This window comes from Mesobacillus sp. LC4, from assembly GCF_053543455.1.
On record NZ_JBGCUB010000008.1, the window covers coordinates 81,591 to 100,657 of the forward strand.

16 protein-coding genes are annotated in these 19,067 nt (G+C 37.7%); 9 read left to right on the forward strand and 7 right to left on the reverse strand.

Annotated elements, in window-relative coordinates; all coding sequences use genetic code 11:
* Positions 1–166: 166 nt before the first annotated feature.
* Positions 167–583, reverse strand: coding sequence for a very short patch repair endonuclease (locus AB5I83_RS20215; protein ID WP_448978014.1), 417 nt, complete (start codon positions 581–583; stop codon positions 167–169).
* Positions 584–1,001: 418 nt separating this feature from the next.
* Between AB5I83_RS20215 and AB5I83_RS20220 the strand changes: the two genes are divergently transcribed.
* The 3 genes from AB5I83_RS20220 to AB5I83_RS20230 all read left to right on the forward strand — a co-directional run bounded on the left by AB5I83_RS20220 (position 1,002) and on the right by AB5I83_RS20230 (position 6,256).
* The gene (locus tag AB5I83_RS20220; protein WP_448978016.1) at positions 1,002–3,389 is read left to right on the forward strand and encodes a hypothetical protein; all 2,388 of its coding nucleotides are present in this window, start codon (positions 1,002–1,004) and stop codon (positions 3,387–3,389) included.
* Positions 3,361–5,835 carry a DUF2357 domain-containing protein gene (locus AB5I83_RS20225; protein ID WP_448978018.1) on the forward strand — a complete coding sequence of 825 codons (2,475 nt, stop codon included), beginning with the start codon at positions 3,361–3,363 and terminating at the stop codon, positions 5,833–5,835. The genes AB5I83_RS20220 and AB5I83_RS20225 overlap by 29 nt, the downstream gene beginning before the upstream one ends.
* A gap of 94 nt (positions 5,836–5,929) precedes the next feature.
* Complete coding sequence (locus AB5I83_RS20230) at positions 5,930–6,256, forward strand: nucleoside triphosphate pyrophosphohydrolase (protein ID WP_448978020.1); 327 nt, start codon at positions 5,930–5,932, stop codon at positions 6,254–6,256.
* A gap of 77 nt (positions 6,257–6,333) precedes the next feature.
* Here AB5I83_RS20230 and AB5I83_RS20235 read toward each other — a convergent pair whose 3' ends face one another.
* On the reverse strand, positions 6,334–9,567 hold the full coding sequence (locus AB5I83_RS20235; RefSeq protein ID WP_448978021.1) for a DEAD/DEAH box helicase: 3,234 nt from the start codon (positions 9,565–9,567) through the stop codon (positions 6,334–6,336).
* Positions 9,568–9,648: 81 nt separating this feature from the next.
* Here AB5I83_RS20235 and AB5I83_RS20240 point away from each other — a divergent pair, with 81 nt between their 5' ends.
* Positions 9,649–10,821 carry a sigma-70 family RNA polymerase sigma factor gene (locus AB5I83_RS20240; RefSeq protein WP_448978023.1) on the forward strand — a complete coding sequence of 391 codons (1,173 nt, stop codon included), beginning with the start codon at positions 9,649–9,651 and terminating at the stop codon, positions 10,819–10,821.
* 147 nt (positions 10,822–10,968) lie between these two features.
* Here the strand turns inward: AB5I83_RS20240 and AB5I83_RS20245 are convergent, their stop codons facing one another.
* On the reverse strand, positions 10,969–11,676 hold the full coding sequence (locus AB5I83_RS20245) for a M20/M25/M40 family metallo-hydrolase (protein WP_448978025.1): 708 nt from the start codon (positions 11,674–11,676) through the stop codon (positions 10,969–10,971).
* Between the two features lie 92 nt (positions 11,677–11,768).
* Positions 11,769–12,275, reverse strand: coding sequence for a hypothetical protein (locus AB5I83_RS20250; protein ID WP_448978026.1), 507 nt, complete (start codon positions 12,273–12,275; stop codon positions 11,769–11,771).
* Between the two features lie 183 nt (positions 12,276–12,458).
* Between AB5I83_RS20250 and AB5I83_RS20255 the strand changes: the two genes are divergently transcribed.
* From AB5I83_RS20255 to AB5I83_RS20275, 5 genes are all read left to right on the forward strand, one after another.
* Positions 12,459–13,355 carry a tetratricopeptide repeat protein gene (locus AB5I83_RS20255; protein WP_448978028.1) on the forward strand — a complete coding sequence of 299 codons (897 nt, stop codon included), beginning with the start codon at positions 12,459–12,461 and terminating at the stop codon, positions 13,353–13,355.
* A 116-nt stretch (positions 13,356–13,471) separates the two neighbouring features.
* Positions 13,472–14,311 (forward strand): DUF2268 domain-containing putative Zn-dependent protease, encoded by an 840-nt coding sequence (locus AB5I83_RS20260; RefSeq protein ID WP_448978030.1) that lies wholly within the window; start codon positions 13,472–13,474, stop codon positions 14,309–14,311.
* A 79-nt stretch (positions 14,312–14,390) separates the two neighbouring features.
* On the forward strand, positions 14,391–15,170 hold the full coding sequence (locus tag AB5I83_RS20265; RefSeq protein ID WP_448978032.1) for an SDR family oxidoreductase: 780 nt from the start codon (positions 14,391–14,393) through the stop codon (positions 15,168–15,170).
* A gap of 44 nt (positions 15,171–15,214) precedes the next feature.
* Entirely contained in the window at positions 15,215–15,823 is a 609-nt protein-coding gene (locus tag AB5I83_RS20270; protein ID WP_448978034.1) for an FMN-binding negative transcriptional regulator, read from the forward strand.
* Between the two features lie 27 nt (positions 15,824–15,850).
* The gene (locus tag AB5I83_RS20275; RefSeq protein WP_448978129.1) at positions 15,851–15,997 is read left to right on the forward strand and encodes a DUF3231 family protein; all 147 of its coding nucleotides are present in this window, start codon (positions 15,851–15,853) and stop codon (positions 15,995–15,997) included.
* A 309-nt stretch (positions 15,998–16,306) separates the two neighbouring features.
* Here the strand turns inward: AB5I83_RS20275 and AB5I83_RS20280 are convergent, their stop codons facing one another.
* The 3 genes from AB5I83_RS20280 to AB5I83_RS20290 form a co-directional block, all read right to left on the reverse strand.
* Complete coding sequence (locus AB5I83_RS20280) at positions 16,307–17,149, reverse strand: STAS domain-containing protein (RefSeq protein ID WP_448978035.1); 843 nt, start codon at positions 17,147–17,149, stop codon at positions 16,307–16,309.
* A gap of 84 nt (positions 17,150–17,233) precedes the next feature.
* On the reverse strand, positions 17,234–18,253 hold the full coding sequence (locus AB5I83_RS20285; protein ID WP_448978037.1) for an STAS domain-containing protein: 1,020 nt from the start codon (positions 18,251–18,253) through the stop codon (positions 17,234–17,236).
* A gap of 13 nt (positions 18,254–18,266) precedes the next feature.
* On the reverse strand, positions 18,267–18,857 hold the full coding sequence (locus tag AB5I83_RS20290; RefSeq protein ID WP_448978038.1) for a TetR/AcrR family transcriptional regulator: 591 nt from the start codon (positions 18,855–18,857) through the stop codon (positions 18,267–18,269).
* Positions 18,858–19,067: the final 210 nt, after the last annotated feature.

Here is a 19,067-nt window from a genome sequence, read left to right on the forward strand (position 1 = left end):
ACAGTGAATACGAGGATATTAGACCAGCAATGTCTTGATACCAGCCTCAGCCTCATTATATGAAATGTCCATCTCGAAGACTTTGGTTTTTGGTGTTACTCTATCCATAGCACCGAAGCACTATTAAACCAGAATAAAAATGAAGTTTATTCTTCACAAAAAGCAATTATCTATTAGATTTAATATTATCAATAAATTTAGAAATGGTTTCAATGGATCCATTAAAATCTTTTTTTAGGTCGTGCTCCCATATTCGTAATAGGTTCCACTTATTCGATATATAAAATTGGTTAACTTCTCTATCCCTCTCTTGGTTTCTGTTCAGCTTTTTAATCCAATATTCTTGATTGGATTTTGGCGAATTACTATGCATCGGACAAACATGCCAAAAACAAGAATCAATAAAAATAACAATTTTAAATTTTTGAATTGATATATCTGGCTTTCCAAAAAGTTTGGTGTTTTTTCTGAAACGATATCCTTTCATCCAAAGAGCTTTACTAACTTTGTCCTCTAGTTTTGATCGTGATTTTATTGCCTGCATATTTTTAGTTCGTTGTTCCTTAGAGTGAGTATCTGCCATTTCTTATTACTCCTACACATAGTTTTCTCTCTGTTTTCCCCATAATTCATATTAATAACATTTTTTAAAACCTGGTTTTGGATCTTAAATTCAAGAAAAAGCAACAAGATATAATGATGAAAATAAAGAAGTGGATAAGCTTAATGATTAAGAACTATGTTAAAATTTATTTCAAGAATTAAGTGACTTTATTAATCCAAAAAGAGTCTGCATGTTTTAGTTGCTAATACTGGTTTACTAATGTGAAATGGGAGCACTTGTAGATAACTGTTAATTGATCCTAATGCAGAATTCTCTGTAAATGAATAGTAACCAAACGAGTAACTCTCTTTTATTACTAAACAATACTTTAATTTTGAGCGTGAAACCATCTAGCAAGGAATGTTAAGTAAAATGAAAATTGGAGGGTTGAAAATATATGGCTAGTGAAAATACCATTCTGATTAAAATAGGAGTTTCTTATAAAGAAGGTATGACACCGGAAGAGTTATACCACGCCACTAGCGTAAGCTGGGTGATTGGGGAAAATAGACTGCGTTCTGGTGAAATAAAATATTATTGTGCTGTTTTTAATAATGAAATTAAGGAAGTCTATAAATTTACTGGTTATGAGAAAGACTTGCATCCTGAGAATGTTGGCCGGTTTATATTATTTGGTCAAATTGCTGAAGAATCAATACGATCTCAAATCCTTAATCTTAACGTACGAGATATACATAGGGGCTCAGGAAATCCAATTAAGTATGTAAAGATGGAGAACTTATTGACACTAGCTAATAACGATTCCCAAACCGCAAATGATGATGAGAATCCAACATTAAATCATAATATGATTATATTATTGTTTAAGAGGTTGGCTAACGAAAAGACTGAAATTAGTACACTGAGCACCAATAAGCCTAACTGGATCACAAAAATAGATGAATCTGGATTATTTGTGGAAACAGAAACATCCAGATTAAAGTTTTCACGCGGAGAAAAGAACAAACCATATGCTTTAATAACTTATGATTTCTTACTGGCAGCCTGGGATGAATTTTTAAAAGTAAGGAAGGTTTCGTCAAGTGACTTTATTGAGGCCAAGGGCCGGTCTCGCTTTGTCATCGCATTCTTTAATGAATTGCCCTTTGTTGAAAAAGTCCTAATAGATAATGTTCCTTATATAAGTTTTAAAGAATTTACTACAGATCAGCTTCCAGAAGCGAATTTAGAACAAACTCTGGAGCTTTTGAATGAAGTAATAAATCAGGATTTAGATCCTAAATTAATCTCAAATAAATACAATGAAGATTCAATAAAACGTCTTAAACTCCGTGCAAGACAGGGATTAAAAGTCCTTGGATTTTTGAATGAAGAATACATGATTCAACAAAATATATTGGAACAATATATTAATTCTGATGGCAAGGAAGAGTTTCTTTCAAAGAGGATATTGCAGCATTCCTACTTCTCAGTAATTTATCAATGTCTTTCACTCCTAAAAGGAGTTGAAAAGGCAGATAAGTTTTCTTTCCTAACTGAAATTGGAATGTTAATCGTGAGAAACTCAATGGGCACGAATCAAATGGTACAATCTGTTGCCCAGTACAGGACGAGAAACATGTTAAATTGGCTAAAAGAAACAGGATTGGTGGATGAGGAGTGGAATGTTTTGAGAAATGATAGTATAAATACGAATTATACTACCGCTTCAAACGCCAGTTTGGTGAGAGAAAACTTGCCGATCTACGGAATTATCGAACACATAAATAGATATATCGCTGGAAAGGGTTTCTATTACGAAAAGGAAGAAATCATCAATCTCTTTTTATCCCTAAAAACCAAACCCTTCGTCATTATCTCAGGTATTTCCGGAACAGGGAAAACCAAAATTGTTCAATGGTTTGCTGAAAGCGTGGGTGCGACAGAAAAGAATGGGCAATTTAGTTTAATCCCGATACGTCCAGATTGGAATGATGGTTCTGACTTACTAGGATATGTTGACATAAAAGGGGACTTTAAAGAGGGACCTTTAACGAAGGTAATCAAGAACGCTCACCTGAATCCTGAGTTGCCTTATTTTGTTCTTTTGGACGAGATGAACCTGGCGCGTGTTGAGTATTATTTTAGTGATATTTTAAGTGTGATGGAAAGCCGTAAGTGGGAGAATGGTGAGGTCGTTTCATCAACTCTTCTCTCTAGTGATGTTTATGGGGAGGACCTTACCCTACCAAACAATCTTTATATTATCGGAACGGTTAATATGGATGAAACGACGCATCCATTCAGCAAAAAGGTATTGGACCGGGCAAATACGATTGAGTTCAATCGTGTTAATCTTGGTAACCTGGCTTTTTTAACTGAGCTTGAAGTAGTGGAGCCGAAAGTCATCGGTCAGGATCGTTTCGCTTCTAAGTATCTTCATTTGAAGGATGTATATAAAGAAAATAAAGAAGTAGTGGCCAGGGCTACGGAAGAGTTGGTTACAATCAATGAATCACTTCAGTTGATCAATGCGCATGTAGGTTATCGTGTTCGGGATGAGATCTCTTTTTATCTTACTTACAATGAAGAATCGAATTTAATGAAGTTTGAAAATGCATTTGATCACTGCATCCTGCAGAAGATCCTACCGCGAATTGCTGGTAGCGACACGAGAGTGGAACAATTGCTGAGGGGACTTTATAGTCTGTTTGCGAATCAAGACTATGAAGAAGATGGCCAAATAAACATTCAAAATGCCAAGTATCCACGAAGCGCAGCAAAGGTTGCTGAAATGCTTGGGAGGTTAAGAAACGATGGCTTTACTTCCTTCTGGATCTCGTGATGATGTTGAATTAGTAAAAATAGAGACTGAGGATCTATCATTAGTGATAAAGGGAAAGCCATATCACGAAAGGTATGAAGGATTACGGCAGTATAAGGCTATGGATCGTCATGATGTGATGGATTTTACTGTGAATGGAGATGGCATTAAGGAGATCAAGGTATATGATATCTCCAATCAAGAACTGGTAGCGCCTTCTGAGCAAAGGCCGATCTTCTTTGAAAATGGGGTCTATCAGTTGATTGTCGTTCCGAAAGATGATCGGGAGTTCACTTTTTATCACGAATATCCTCTTATCAGACAAGCCGTCTCTACTGTCCCTATTGGCAGCCAATCGATTCTAATGGGAAATCTGCAGTTTCAAAATGAGGTTGGTTTTACAACGTTTGAGATAAGGTCGGATGGTAAGACGATTCTTGAAGTCACACTCGAGATTTTCCCTGTTAAACTTGATTATAAAAAGGATTATCAAAAGTTATTAGAAGAAGTAAACGATGAAATTTATAACCTGGCTTTTCACTTTATCCGAAAAACGTATTTGGGTGCCAGGTTAAGGCTAGAGGGAAATCCGTCAAAAGCGGAATTTTACCGGCTGATCAATGAGCATTTTCATCAATTCTTCCAGGCTGTTGCGAGAATTGAATTCCAACCTCATCATAAATTGGAGAAGACGTATGAAAAAGCACGCGGGGACCAGCTGAGGAAGCAAGATTCTGTCAGCAGGAACTTTTTAAGAAAGCGTGCGAACATCTTTGTCGATGTATCAAAGGGGATTGCTGTTCAAGGCAGGACTGTGATGCCTTCTGAAGGGTTAAAGATCAAAAAAGAACTGACATATGATACTTTGGAGAACCGCTATGTTAAGTGGATGATTGAGCGGATCAAACAAAAACTGGATGATTTGTTGGACTCTATAGTGAGTAAAAACAGATGGACCAGAGAGAAGCCAGATTATGACTTAGTTGAGAAAATTGAGTCGATGTCCAAAAAGTTAAAGTCTAAGCTGAGCAGTCCATTTTGGAAGCCTATCGGCAAGCTGGACCGATCGGTTATGAGTCTGGTTTTGCAAATGGCACCTGGTTATCGAGATGCTTTTCAAATCTATTTAACTTTGTCAAAAGGGTTGATGCTGCAGGGGAAACTGTACCGAATGTCGGTGAAGGATGTTGCTACTCTCTATGAATATTGGACTTTCTTGAAGCTCGGACAGATTCTTGACCGCAAGTATAAGCTTATTAGCCAGGATATAGTTCAGGTTAACATGGAAGGCTTATTTATTAATCTGGAAGCAAATAAAACGGCCAGGAGGATATTCAAGCATCCTGTTACAAATGAAGAAATCATTTTAGCGTATCAAAAAAGGGAGACCAGGTTGCCGACTGTATCGCAAATACCTGATACGATGCTAAGCATTGAGAAAAAGGGAAAGGGCTACAAATACCATTATATTTTTGATGCTAAGTATCGAATTGATTATGCTCAGGAAGACAGCTATTATCAGAAACGATATAAGACACCCGGCCCGATGGAAGATGATATTAATACGATGCACCGCTATCGGGATTCGATTGTTGCGACAAGTGGGGGGCCATTTGAGAGAACCGCTTTTGGAGCTTATGTGTTATTCCCATGGTTTGATGAAACTGTCTATGAAGAGCACCATTTTTACAAGAGTATTGATAAAGTAAATATAGGCGCGCTGCCGTTCCTGCCGAATGCCACGAATATGGTGGAACGGTTTGTAGAAAGATTGATTGATAAAAGCCCTGAGGAGATTCAAAAGGAGGGCATCCTGCCAAGGGGTGCACATGAAGAATGGAAGTCGAGCCTGGATCAAATGGTGATGGTTGGACTTGTTTCTGATCAAGAGAGTTATGATCAATTCAGCAAGGAGGCCTATTATCAAATTCCAGTAAAGCAATTAAGGAAAGGCTGGCAGGAAGCTGAGTATATAGCCTTGTATGTTAAAAATAGCTTAAATTCTGATAATGGCGTTCAGCTTTATGCGAAGATTAAAGATGTTAGGCTTTATTATGAAGGTACTGATGAATATATGCGCTTTTATGCAGCACCTTGGTCTAGGCTGAAGCAGAACATCAGGCCTGTTAACTACGGCATATCAAGCTATGTGATGACGACATTAGAAACCCTAAAAGAAGCGCAGGAACTTCCTGAATTATTCATGAAGTCCAAGGAAGAGATGATCATTTGGCGTATGCTTAGAAGGGTCTCTGATCAAATTAGGATTGATCTGGACCATGAGAATCTTGATCGCGCTTCGAGAATTTCAGAGTATAAGATTAAGGATATCAAAGTGATCATGGATAAGCAGGAGAGGGAAATCCGATTTATTCAAAATAGTGTAGAAGAAGCAGTTCTGATTGATCAATTAGAGAGAAATCCTTCAGGGGTTTTTAAGAAATTGATGGAGATGCTTCAAAAATAACAATTGATTGCATCGATATAATTTTCGAAAAATAACATCTCCTTTGTTTTTGTGTTCTTTTAATCATAATATTCTTACGGAAGGAGAGTGTAGTATGCCCATCTACAATAAGCTGGTTCGGGATCGAATACCAGAGATAATCAACGATACAGGGGTGAAGTTTTCATCCAAAATTCTAGATCAGGATGAATTTTTAATAGAATTAAGGAAAAAAGCCTACGAGGAATGTAAGGAATACTTGAATACTGAAACAAAGGAAGAGGCTATTGAGGAACTCGCTGATATACTGGAAATTATCCACTCATTAGCAAAGTCTCATGGATCATCCTATGATGAGATCGAAAATGTCCGAAAAGAAAAGGTTAGGAAACGGGGTGCGTTCAATAATAAGATATTTTTAATTGAGGTTGAAGGTGAGTAATCATTAAAGGGATATGTCTACTCATAACGTGATACCAATACTAAAGAAGCCCCCAAATTGGGGGCTTTTTTGCAATTTTAAACTCTCTCCAAAACTTCCTGCGGCACCCTGCCAAGGAAGTAATCCTCAATGTTTTCCCAGAATTCGTCTGTTTTCACTTCGTTTTCGAACAAGTAAGAAAGCATTTCTACCGATATTTTGTGTCGTTTATGGACATTGTTCAAAATTGTATTCTGATAGTTTTCTGCATTCTTTATTGTGTTCTCGATTTGCAGCTTGGAGTTGATCCTGACGAAAATTTCTGGGTTGTCTCCACCCTTAACTTCATATAGAAGGAGGTCAAACATTTCAAATAGGCCGAGCGAAATGAATGATTTTTCCGCTTCGAAACGGTTTGCTTTTGTTAAGTAGACCTCTTTGCTGTTGTTTATAGGGTTGGTTACTGACATCTGGACTAGTTTTTTGACATGTGTGCTAAGGAACTTGGTGAATTCATTGATTCCCGGGTAAACCTGATACTTAGTGTTTTTCTGATTTTCTCTTTCAGAGATCATTTTTATTCGGTGATTCCGATTCACATTTACTGTGCTCTGATAGCTTATGATACTCTGAATAATTTGGTTAGCTATTGCTTCTGATTGGTATTTTGATCTGTTAAATAATTGCTGAACAGAAGCTGAGAGATCATGAACGGTAAATTGTGTTTGATTTCTGACGTAAGGACTGAATAGCTTTTCAATTTTTGCTACAACATCATCCACTTTCCAAAGGAAGTTATGTTCTTTCTCTTCTTGGATATTCAGGTCAAGAATGAAAACAGATTCGATAAATTCAATGTATTTAAACTTTAAAGAATCGTCCTTTTGATACATCAGGTATTTGAACTTAGGGAAGGATAGATCTTTATATTTTTCTTCCCATAAATTCTTAAGATTGAATTTGTAGATGCCTCCAAAGTATACATCATTTAGTGTCTTAATTTTTTCTACAAAAGGACCGTAACGAGAAACGAAGTCCTTTTCAATTTCCTTCTTAACCTTTACGTACTCAATGGAGAAAACACTTCTTGGACGCGCAATAATCGGCGAGTATCCAATTCTGTTAATAAAATCCTTCTCAATAATAAGCAAAGCTGTCTTCAGCTTATTATCAAGATCATCATCCACATCTGACTTGCGGTTGCGGTCGAATATATACCTAAATTCCTCTGAACTGATCAATAGATTACGAGCCTGCTTTTTATTTAAGTCCTTTTTATAAAGCTGCAGGATCTTATCCATTACCTGAATCAACTGTGTTTTTCTGATAGTGCTGATTCCATGCAGTCGTTTTACATGGTTGAAGTCCTGAGGCAGGAAGTCAAAGAATGCTTTCCCTTCTGGTAAATCTCGCGCTGCACGACCGATTTCTTGGATATAATCACAGACATTCCCAGTAGGTGCAAAGTGTATGATTGTACTGATATCAGAAATATCAATTCCCATTCCGAATGCCTTTGTTGCAAGCATGATCTTAGAATCATTTCGCTTATACTTCAGGAAGCTTTCGTTTTTCTCTTCTTTTTTCAACGTCCCGTAATACATAGAAATTGTTGATGCAAGTTCTTGGTCAGCATTCAGTTGCATAAATTCATGGAATTGCTTTAGAAGTGAAACAAATGGGAAGTAAATTAGCACTTTTTTATTTTTGGCATAAAGTCTTTTTAGTCGTTCATGCAGAAGGGCGTACTTCTGCTGCCTGTATTCCTGGTCACGCTTTGCTGCTGATTTTATATGGTTTAGAGATACCTTGATATCATCCCTTTTCACATAGCCAAAGTAATTGATGGGACTGGTAAGCATAAGGCTGTCTCTAGTTTCTGAGTACATATCCTCCACGCCGCCGTAAATCGCTGTTGCCGTGAATGTAGCGATTGGGAACTGCATTTCCTTGCGCAGTTTTTGCAGATAGCTGCCAAGATACCAATAATCCGAGCGGAACGCTTTTCCCCAGGTGGTTACAATGTGTGCCTCGTCAATAATGAACAAACCTACGCGCCTATCACCTATCAACATTTTAATGTCAGACCTGCTTAATAATGTTTCTGGTGAGATATAAAGGATAGAGATTTCACCATCAGCAATCCGTTTGGTAATGTTCATTTTTTCTACAGGGGATACCTCAGAGTTAATCGTTGCAGAGAAATGAACGTTCTTTTCCTGCAATCCATATACCTGGTCTTTCATCAGACCAATCAGAGGAGAAATAACAATCGTTAAAAGATTGTATTTCTCTGCGAGGTAAATGGCTGGAACCTGGAACATGACCGATTTACCTGCACCAGTAGGAGAGGTTACAAATATATCTCTATATGATTCTTCATCTTTTGCAGCCTCAGCTTGAACAACAAGGTCATTGATGATTTGTGCTTGAGATATATAGGTGATTTCCTTCGGATTATTATAATCATCCACGTTTTTGTACATTTTCAATGGCCGGAAATCATCATACTTCCAATACGTTTTCAGAATCTCCTTATATTCCTGCTCGCGTTCATTCTTTACTTCCACCGTCTTTTTTTGGTGTTCGTAAATTGTCACATCTGGATACAGAGATTGAATGAGTTTGATTCTGTCCAGGTAGTTTTGGCTGAATTGCTGGAGATTCCCTTTCCACGAAAAGTAAATACTTTGCTGATTATATCTATCGTTCAAAAGCTCATTCAACAAATCGAGGAATGGTTCTTCCACATCCGATAATTCGATAAAGCTGTTGGCTTCAGTGTCGATCGGCAGTTGTTGCAATTCATTAGGAACAGGGAAGAGATCGATAGAATGATTTTCGTCGACGTATGATACAAAGAAATCACCATTACTTGTTTTTATTATATTTCCATAGTATGTGGTGATGTACTGTATTTCATCAGGTACCTGGCTATGCTTATCGATTTCATCAAAGTATTCACTATAGATTGAGTCAATATTATGAATCTCATAGTTCAATGGATAATAATGCTGGTACAGATTATTATTCACGATTGTAACTTTACTGAAGGGTTCGATTGTCATTGTTGAAACTGTCGCTAATTCTTCGAATGTACACCAATAAACCCCTGGTGATTGGTTAAAATTCATGACAGCTTCCGTTATCAACGTTGTCTTGCTATTGTTTAATTCCTCAAGCGAGACATCTAAACCGCTGCTGAACAGCTTCTTGATTTTAAGGTCTGTAAGCCATTTTGACGGGAACCCTTTAAAGACGATCAATTGGTTTTTATCTGTATTTTGCGTAGTAATTAAATGGTCAATTTGAAATACCAAATTTTCAAACAAAAAAATCACTTCCATTCTGTTTCCATTGTGATAAATTAATACTAAAATAGAATTAATAAAGTTTCAACAGGAAGTGAGATTATGCATAAAGAACTAGCATCAGTTGCTGCGACTATAGCAAACTACCTAGGCCAATATTCAAAGACTGATAAGATTAATATTCAATCGCTTCAAAGGATTATTGAAGACAATATAAAGCGCTCTGTGCCAGAGAAATTCATAATAGATTACCTGAAGGAAAAGGGATATCGTAACTACACTCTTAACGAAGAAAAGAAAGCGGAAACAAAAAAGCCGAGTGAAACAGTAATACCAGTAAAACCAGTTATCGTAGTTGATGATGACGATGACGACTTTGACCCGAACCAATTCTTGGAGGACAATAAGGAGAAAATCCTGAATGTTGCGCTTCCAACTAATAACTTTGGCGACAATATCTGGCTTATTGAAAAATACCAATCTACTAAGAGCGATGAATTTTTATCCCAGATTGTCAGCCTTAATCAAGGCCTTGTTGAAAAAGTTGCTGGTAAATACCAGAACACCAGCCGTCATAAGCTGGATTTTGATGACTTGGTCAGTATTGGGAAATTTGGTTTGTTAAAAGCGATCGATCGATTCGACCCTAAAATGGGATATCAGTTTTCTACCTATGCAACATATTGGATAAGACAGAAAATAACCAGGGCGATTTGCGATGAAGGTACAACAGTTCGAATACCGGTACACATGCACGACAAAATAAAGAAGTTAATCAGGCTGGAGAATGAGTGCTTTTGGGAAAAAAGTTACCTGGACGTAGAGTGGGTTTGTGAGCAAATGGATATTACTGAAGAACAATATTACGAATTGAAGCAGGTTGATGAAAAGTTCATAGGGATGAAATCTTTACATAGCATTGTTTCTCAAGAAGATGAGGATAGCTTGTTAATTGACTTCATTGAATACAGCCCTGACCATGTTCTCGGTGAAATCAGCATCGATTTGCGGGATCCATATGAAAATATGGTATCAACAAATCTGAGGAATCAATTAGAAGTTGTTCTCGATGAGCTAAAGGAAAGAGAATGTGATGTAATTAAGCATCGAGTAGGTTTTGATGGGGGGAAACCTAAGACATTAGAAGAGATCGGCCAAATCTATGGGCTGACAAGGGAACGGATTCGTCAAATTGAAACCAAAGCGATTAATCGATTGAGAGCTAAATTCCGTAAGCTGAAAATTAAATATGAAGATGTTTCTTTGGAGGCTTAACAGGGTTTTTCTCAAGTATAAATAGTGGAAGTTGCGGCTCCGATTTAAATGTCTAATAGAATAACAAATTTAAGGAAATGGCAGTGTTGATTATCCAACACTGCCTTTTTGCTGTATGTCATTGCGAAATTGTTTATAAAAAATTATTTATACTATGTTTTCAGGATTGTGATGATATTGGCAGGTGTCCAGTTTACGAATCATATTGTTGTGTAATAAAGATTCAACTAGCAAAACTGTCTCAACCGTAGCCAAATAATCAACTGTTTCATAATCAGTATGCTCATTTTGGTATCCGGCTGACAGATTGACTGAGGGGATGCCGTAATAGGCCAATACTTTAGCATCGCTGATTCCGCCTGGGGTTACTTGCCAATCTTCCATGCCAGCCAGTTTTCCTGCCTGTTCAAAAAGCTTGCCGAATTCTTCGGAGCAGAAATGGAATCCACCATTTGTTGTCACAATATCCCTTTTGCCTCTTCGGTCAATAACGATCGCTGCATCTACATCCTCGATAAAATCCTTGTCTATTCCACGTGACCCCCGGCATCCAATTTCTTCTTCAACCGTAAAAGCCACTTTTATTGTTCCATTGAAATTGGTCTTTCGTACTCTATTTAATATTGAAAGGATAGCAGCAATTCCTGCACGGTCATCTGCTCCTAAAATTCCTTTTGAGCTTGTAAGGGTAGTGCCTTCCTCGATAATTTCACGGCCACATTCAATTTCTTCTATTGTATCCATATGAGCCGATAGGAGAATGGTTGGGCCGGTCCCACACTCCATATAGCCGAGAAGGTTGCCTTTTTTATCGATAAAACAGTTGTCGAGTACGCGATTCAGCTTATTTTTCAACGCTAAACGAATGGCTCTTTCATCTGTACTTGCACCAGGAATATTGAGCAATTCTATTAATTGATATTTAAAATTATCGGCTTGAAGGTTTCTTAAGTAGCCGGGATTCTGAGAAAGTTGATATAAATTTCAGCGATCTCTAGAAGCAGCATTTGATTATCGAGCGGATAAGCTAGACGGACATTTTTACCGTCAATTCTGCATTTCACATTTGCGGGAACTGCGGCATTTATGATTTCTGTCTGTTTGCTGTTCGGGAATTTCTTTAGAAAGATATGTGCAGGCCTTTTGCCATGGCCGTCACAGGAACCAAAGGTATGAATACCTAACTCGTTTAACCAGCGTACGATACCGCGAATGTAAGGGTCAAAGTCTGTCAATGGCAATTCTCCTCCAAGCGGATCAATCAGCATTCCAGGCCCCGGAGAGTTTATTTCTCGGCCAGCCTCGAGTAATGTGTTAATTATAGTTGAATCATTTTCTAAAGAGCCAGGTGCCATCATAAGTCGGTTTAGTAACTGTGAAGTGATTCCTAGCGGTGAGGTATTTGCATCTTCCTTTTGTAATCCATGTCTTGCCAATAGAAAGTTGTTTTTCATTCATGATCATCTCCCTTTGTTTTGTAAGCTTAGTTTAGCAAGCGTGTTGTGACACCGAGTCACAGTAGAAAAAGAGGGATTTTACATGCAAAAGTTGAAATGAATATTGAGGTGAGTCGCGTGGACGGACGAGAGAGGGAATTGCATCCTAAAGACGAAGAAAAGCGGTTAAGAGACGAACTAATGGAAGCCAGGAAGGACAGAGATAGAACTAAGATAAATTTAATTGAGAAGAAATTAGTAAAGCTCTATGTCTCTCAGGCCGAATACTTCAAAATGGCGGAAAAGCCAGATGCTAATATTGCAAAAAGGTATTTAGAAACAGCTTTGAAGATTCAAAAGGACCATCCTGTAGCAAATTATCGTCTGGGTTATTTATTTTACCGAAATAATGAATACACGAAGGCCATTTTTCACTTTGGAAAAGCATTGGATGGGAGTGCGACAGAAGGGTTGAATGATACCCAAACCATGCTTGCTAATATGTTTATGGTCAACTGTGGAATCAGAATTGCGAAAGAGTCAATATTGGAAATTCAAAGTATAGAAGAGAATTTGTACTCAGAGTTAGAAAAAGAAAGGATAGAGAAGTATCGGAACGAGATCCTGGTCCTGGATGAAGACGTTTTTGAAAGGATGTTTTATCGGAAAATAGAGAACGGAGTTGCAACAAGGATTAGTGAGTCTGCATTTGCTGCGTTCCTCCCAAAGGGTAATCAAGTAATGTTACGAATATCTGATCAAGGCAGGGAGATCATTTTTTCAGATGGTTTTACATTAAGCTTAAACCCGATATCTTTCTATTTATTCTACGGATTAATAACAGCGGAAGAGTTATTAACCTATCGGGACTTAAATCATAAAATTACATTGTGGAGCGAGCTGGAAGTCACTGAGGACAATATTCGGCAAATGATCAGCCGATACTCCAGGAATATTCCATTGTGGAATGTTTTCTTTCCTTCCGCTAGTGTAGTTAATCCAGAATCTAATAGGCGAGTCGCTGGATTTATGTTGGCTGAAGGGTTCAGTTCATGTATTTTATGCAGGGGAGATGAGGTCCTTCCCGGGGAGCTTTAATGTGGAAGGATCAAAATTGCAGTATACATAGTGGTTACTAGATACCCGATATCCAGGACTCAATTATATTCAATTTCTTTTCACGAAGACATACGCTATGTAGGAGGTTAGATTAAATGGATCAAATTGAAATACTGAATTTAGTGCCCAAGTTTTTATCCTTTTTCCAACTAGCATATAAACCTGAAATTGACGATGAACAAAGATGGGCTCTCTGGAAGGAACATTATAACTTTGCAGCCGTGCCTCCGGGAGACGATGGTCAAAAGATGGCCAGAAAGCTCCTGGATACAGCTTGGGATCAATATGCGGATCATTTATCATTTATTGAGAAATGGGAACCGAATGAAGAGAAAGTTAGGGAGTATCTAACAAAAGTGAAATCTTTGCTTGGTTATGACCACCCAATTGATTTAGTTATTGTTTATTTCGTTGGGGGATTTGAGAATAATCCATTTGTTGCTCCCTATGATCAAAACCGTATGGCGCTTTGTTTGCCCATTGAGAACGGAGATTCCAATATCCACCTTGCACATGAACTGACACATATCGTTCATACACAAACGGCTAACCTGACAGGTGAGTGGGAACGAACTATTGGATCTACGATATTGCAGGAAGGGTTAGCGACCCAGATTAGCAAATGCTTAGTCCCAGGGCATCCGGATGAGCTATATATTGAGCATAAAAAAGGGTGGCTGCAATCTTGTAAAGAAAATAGAGCAGATATTATTAGCCAAATATATCCTTTCTTAGATCATGACTCTTCTGAAGCCGTCACAAGGTTCACATTCGGGAATGGAACGACGAACCACGACAGAGAAGCATACTATGTTGGGTGGGAATTGGTTCATTTCCTTTTGAATGAAGGAGTCACTTTTAAAGAAATGGCTAGTGTGCAAGAAAAGGATATTCCGGATTACTTAAGAGATATATTACCTAATCTTTTGAAGTAGTGCCTATAAGGCTAGGAGTTTAAGAGAGCAATAGTGGTTGCGGATTTAGTTAAGATATGGAAAATAAGGAGGTGCAATAATGACAAATCTAAAAGGCAAAATTGCAATCGTTACTGGAGCAAGCCGTTCAAAGGGAATTGGTGCTGCGATTTGCCGTTCACTTGCGAATGCTGGGGCAGATGTGTTTTTTACACATTGGTCTTCGTTTGATGAGATGAGCGGTAATGGTTTAGATCAGGAATTTCCTAATATATTGTGTGAGGAGTTAAGAAGTATTGGAGTGAATGCTGCTCATATGGAGGTTGACTTGAGTAGGAGTGAATCATCCACTCTTATTATGGACCGAGTTGAAGAATCATTGGGGACACCTGCTATATTAGTGAACAATGCTACCTATGAATCGCCAGCGGATTTTCGGACTTTGAATAAAGAGATTCTGGACAAGCACTACAGTGTTAATAACAGTGGGACACTGATGCTGTCTCTGGAGTTTGCGAAAAGGTATGAAAAGTCCTTTCCAGAAGGAAAAGATGGCCGAATCATTAATATGGTGTCTAAAGGTCCTGATCCTAACAATCTGGCTTATATAGCAACTAAAGGGATGATGATTGCCATAACGGAACCTTTATCAGTCGGGTTAGCGCCAATCGGTATTACAGTAAATTCTGTCGATCCTGGTCCCACAGATTCGGGCTGGATCAATGATGAATTGAGAGAGCAGCTGCTGCCACTTTTTCCATCAGGACGAATCGGTGTACCTGAAGATGCTGCACGGCTAATAACGTTCTTAGCCAGCGATGATTCTGGCTGGATTACCGGGCAAACGATAAAATCCGAGGGTGGATTTTTGGGTAAATAGAATGCAATCATTTGCCTAATTCCTCAGAGAGGGGAGAACTTGTGATGTATATACCCAAACATTTTAAGATCGAGGATGAAGAGAAGGTTTTTGAGTTTATTGAAAAGTATAGTTTTGCTACTCTTTACTCGACGCATAAGGGAGAACCATATGCTACTCATCTGCCATTGACTTTTAAGAAAGATGAACAGGCATTATATGGTCATTTTGCTCGTGCTAATGGACAGTGGAAGGATTTAAAAGATCAGACCGTTCTTGTGGTTTTCCAGGGACCTCACAGTTATATTTCTCCTTCCTGGTATGAAATAACGGACGCTGTACCTACCTGGAATTACGTGTCCATCCATTTATACGGCAAGGTGGAGATACTTGAGGATGACAGAGTAATCCTTGATTCTTTGAATGATATGGTCAATAAATATGAAAAGCCAGATAGTCCCTACAATTTGAAAAATGTCGATTCAGGATATATTGAAGGGCTGAAAAAAGGCATTGTTGCATTTAAGATCAACATTACTAAAATTGAAGCCAAGGCTAAACTAAGTCAGAATCATCCAGCAGAACGGCAAGAGTTAATTATCGAGCAGTTAGAAAAATCTACTGATCAAAATGATTTGAAAGTTGCCTCCTTTATGAAGGAAAACTTGTCATAAATCTAATTTAACTATGGACACATATTAATTGTCAGCTTAGGGCTAGGGCTTGGAGCGAGTGTTAGAAGCGATTTGGTCACAGAATACGCTCAGTTAATTACCCGAGTTGGTAAATTTGGTGTAAAAACGGAAACTATTGCAATTAAAACTAAGTGGATGGAAAAACCTCCTTAAACAATGGATAGAAAAAATCTCCATAATAAAGTACATTTATCATTTGCCCTCAGAATGTGAAAGTAAAGGGGGCTTATATCCAAAATAAAAAAGACTTAGAGATGAAAAAATTCTCCAAGTCTTTTTGATGTGATATCCCCATGAATGACAGACTGCTTCCACCTTCGCATTTAAACAGATTGATGGGAGCAGGCTCATTGTACTAAATATTAATTGTAAATGAATAATTGAAATTTAGACTAACAAGGACAAGCACACGTAGAATATTCAGAAAGGATAACTCGATTTCGCCACAGTTTTTTACCACCCTTAATCATTTAGCAGTTTAAGATTGGCTTTAATGATTATATCTTTAAAATCGATGCCCAGTTGAACTGCGGTTTGCGCTACTTCCGGCCGGATACCTGAAAGGATGGAAGTTACTCCTATTAAATTCAAGGCGTTTATTAAATGGAAAATTTGCTGCGCCACCATCGTATCGACAATCATTACACCTGACAAATCAATGTAAAGAATGTCTATGTCTTTTTTACTGCATTGAGATAATGTGTTTTCAAGTATCACTCGTGCTCTTTCTGTATCAATAACTCCTATGAGCGGGAGTATGGCTGTCTTTCTTCCTACCGTAATAATTGGCGAACTCAATTCCTTGATCGTTTCCTGCTGAGCCTGTAATTTTATCGTTGAATATCGATGGTATTCTTCGGCAAACCAGGTAATGATATTTTTGAAAGTACGGATAATGGTCATTCTCCATTCATTCAAATCCTTGTCCGCAAATTCCTCCATATTTTCAGCTGAGAATTGGTCAAACAATTTTAAATATTGCTCTTGAGTGTTAAAAAACTCACGTAAAATATAATGGATTGGTGTATTTAAATGTTCCGGATCCTGCGCAATCTCATGAACCCACTTTTCCATACTCTTAACAAAATCAGTGTGGTCAGTTATAAAGACATTGCAGAAATGTAGATGAAATGCATGATTTTGCTGTTTAACAGTAGTAATCACTTCCGGGTCTGTTGATGAGTAGACACCAGAAGGGTCTGTTTTATTTAAGGAGTCGTACCACTCTTCTGTTAATGCCCATGTTTTTTCCTGAAAAAATTCATGCAGTTTTGTTCTGATCTTTGCATCTGAATACGATTTCATATACCATTTCCCCTTAGCTTATTCACCGGTCGTATTTTTAAAGATATATAAAGAGAAAGAAATTAATTTAGATCAAGCAGGCTATTAAATAATCGTTTTACCCGACTGGCCAAGAGCATGGTATATTCCATGCTGCAATGTCTGGAAAATTTCATATTTTGAAAGACTAATCCCTGATGTCGTTATTTTCATCGCCAGTCCTGCAGAAATACCGACTAATATAGATTTGATTCCAATCAAGGAAGCAGAAGCCCCGATTTTTTTTATCAAATCGATGGTTAGATCATCTATGTCATTATCAATGCCAGTTAAATCTAGAATCAGATAATTAGCCTTATACTTTGGCAGATTATTTAAGGTATTGATAAATAAGTCTTCTGATCTGCCTTCATCATATTTTCCGATTAAAGGCACGACCACGATTCCATCTAAAACGGGAATGATAGGGGATGACAGTTTCTTAACGAGAATTTTCAGTTCTTCTGTTTTGAGCTCTACCATCTCTTCTAACCGTTTAATCTCTTCAGACTCTTTCTTACGTGCCAGTTCATGTATATTAGCAGTAGCGGTGATTTTGGATGGAAAGTAGGAAACAATACTATATTCATGACCTTGCAACTGATCCTGTACAAGCTCATACCATATATGAGTGCCAAAAAGTCCGCTGAAAACACCTGCAAAATGGGCTGCAAGGAAGGATGTTCCGCTTCTTTTTCCCTGAGCCAAGTTAATTTTATATTCCCAGCTGTCCCTGATCTGTGCTGAGAAAGTGTAAGAGTCTATATCCAGTTTTATAATCTCAGACCTTCCCCAGCCAGCAGAAGCATAGGTATTGGTGATCATTCTGGCAGCCTCTTTTACATTTAAATCTTTTATGTTGCTAAAATATTCTCCAACTACTAAACCCTGGCGGTAACCGGTAGTTTCCAGAACCAGGTTAGCTGCTTTTTCTCCAGAGACTTCCTCGATGGTGTCAAAAAAAGATTTCATTGCTGTCGTAATCCAAAATAATACAGCATTTTGCTCTTCAAATAAGAACTTGCCACTCTCCATATCCCATTTAAAGTCACTGCCTTCAACATTTATATTTGCATCAAAATTCAATATAAATCATCCTTTATCTTTTAAATAAACCATCTTTGAAAGCAGACCATAAAATTTCTATTCGGTTCTCTAAATTTTGTTCCCGATCATAGAGGATAGAGATGACTAGGCCATCCATCAAAGTATAGTAAGCCATGGCTAACTCTATGCTGTTATGATTACTTTTCACCAATTCACCAGATTGCATTGCTTCAGCAAATAGCCGCTCGATCATGTCTAGTAAAGGGGACATTTGCGTTTTAAATTTTTCTGCCAGTGACTCTTTTAAATGAACTGGAGGGAATAACCTTAACCGTTTCCATAAGAGTGCATTTTGATATTTTTCTTTGTTCACTTTAATGGATTCCACCAAGAGAATATACAATTTCTCATCAATCGATGAGTCTTTATCATTCTCAAGACAGTTCGTACAAAACTCTAAGAATTCTTGATTTACACAATGAAGGACTTCAAAAAACAACTCATCTTTATTAGAGAAGTGAGAGTATATGGTTGACTTCCTAATCCCTACATCTTTTGCAATTTCAATTAGCGAAGTTCCTTCATAGCCTTTTTCTGAAAAGTGTTCCAACCCTTTTTTAAGTAATTTATCTTTTGTGTTCATTTTACACTCACCTTCCGACTAGTCGGTCGCAAATTAATTATATTGGATTCAATTAAAAAAGACTATTATGAACTCTCTCAATTATTTTTAATTCTAATCTTGAGGCGGTCCCACTCTATGTCCCTTTTGTTTTTGTAAACAGGCATGATCTCCCTAAAGTACCTCTTGTATCGAAGGTTTTCAGTAGTTGTAACAGGTGAGATAGTTGTT

Excerpts from the sequence above, each read along its gene's own strand:
- AB5I83_RS20215 (WP_448978014.1), bottom strand. The coding sequence starts at position 583 with ATGGCAGATACTCACTCTAAGGAACAACGAACTAAAAATATGCAGGCA.
- AB5I83_RS20220 (WP_448978016.1), top strand. The coding sequence starts at position 1,002 with ATGGCTAGTGAAAATACCATTCTGATTAAAATAGGAGTTTCTTATAAA.
- AB5I83_RS20225 (WP_448978018.1), top strand. The coding sequence starts at position 3,361 with ATGGCTTTACTTCCTTCTGGATCTCGTGATGATGTTGAATTAGTAAAA.
- AB5I83_RS20230 (WP_448978020.1), top strand. The coding sequence starts at position 5,930 with ATGCCCATCTACAATAAGCTGGTTCGGGATCGAATACCAGAGATAATC.
- AB5I83_RS20240 (WP_448978023.1), top strand. The coding sequence starts at position 9,649 with ATGCATAAAGAACTAGCATCAGTTGCTGCGACTATAGCAAACTACCTA.
- AB5I83_RS20250 (WP_448978026.1), bottom strand. The coding sequence starts at position 12,275 with ATGAAAAACAACTTTCTATTGGCAAGACATGGATTACAAAAGGAAGAT.
- AB5I83_RS20255 (WP_448978028.1), top strand. The coding sequence starts at position 12,459 with ATGGAAGCCAGGAAGGACAGAGATAGAACTAAGATAAATTTAATTGAG.
- AB5I83_RS20260 (WP_448978030.1), top strand. The coding sequence starts at position 13,472 with ATGGATCAAATTGAAATACTGAATTTAGTGCCCAAGTTTTTATCCTTT.
- AB5I83_RS20265 (WP_448978032.1), top strand. The coding sequence starts at position 14,391 with ATGACAAATCTAAAAGGCAAAATTGCAATCGTTACTGGAGCAAGCCGT.
- AB5I83_RS20270 (WP_448978034.1), top strand. The coding sequence starts at position 15,215 with ATGTATATACCCAAACATTTTAAGATCGAGGATGAAGAGAAGGTTTTT.
- AB5I83_RS20280 (WP_448978035.1), bottom strand. The coding sequence starts at position 17,149 with ATGAAATCGTATTCAGATGCAAAGATCAGAACAAAACTGCATGAATTT.
- AB5I83_RS20290 (WP_448978038.1), bottom strand. The coding sequence starts at position 18,857 with ATGAACACAAAAGATAAATTACTTAAAAAAGGGTTGGAACACTTTTCA.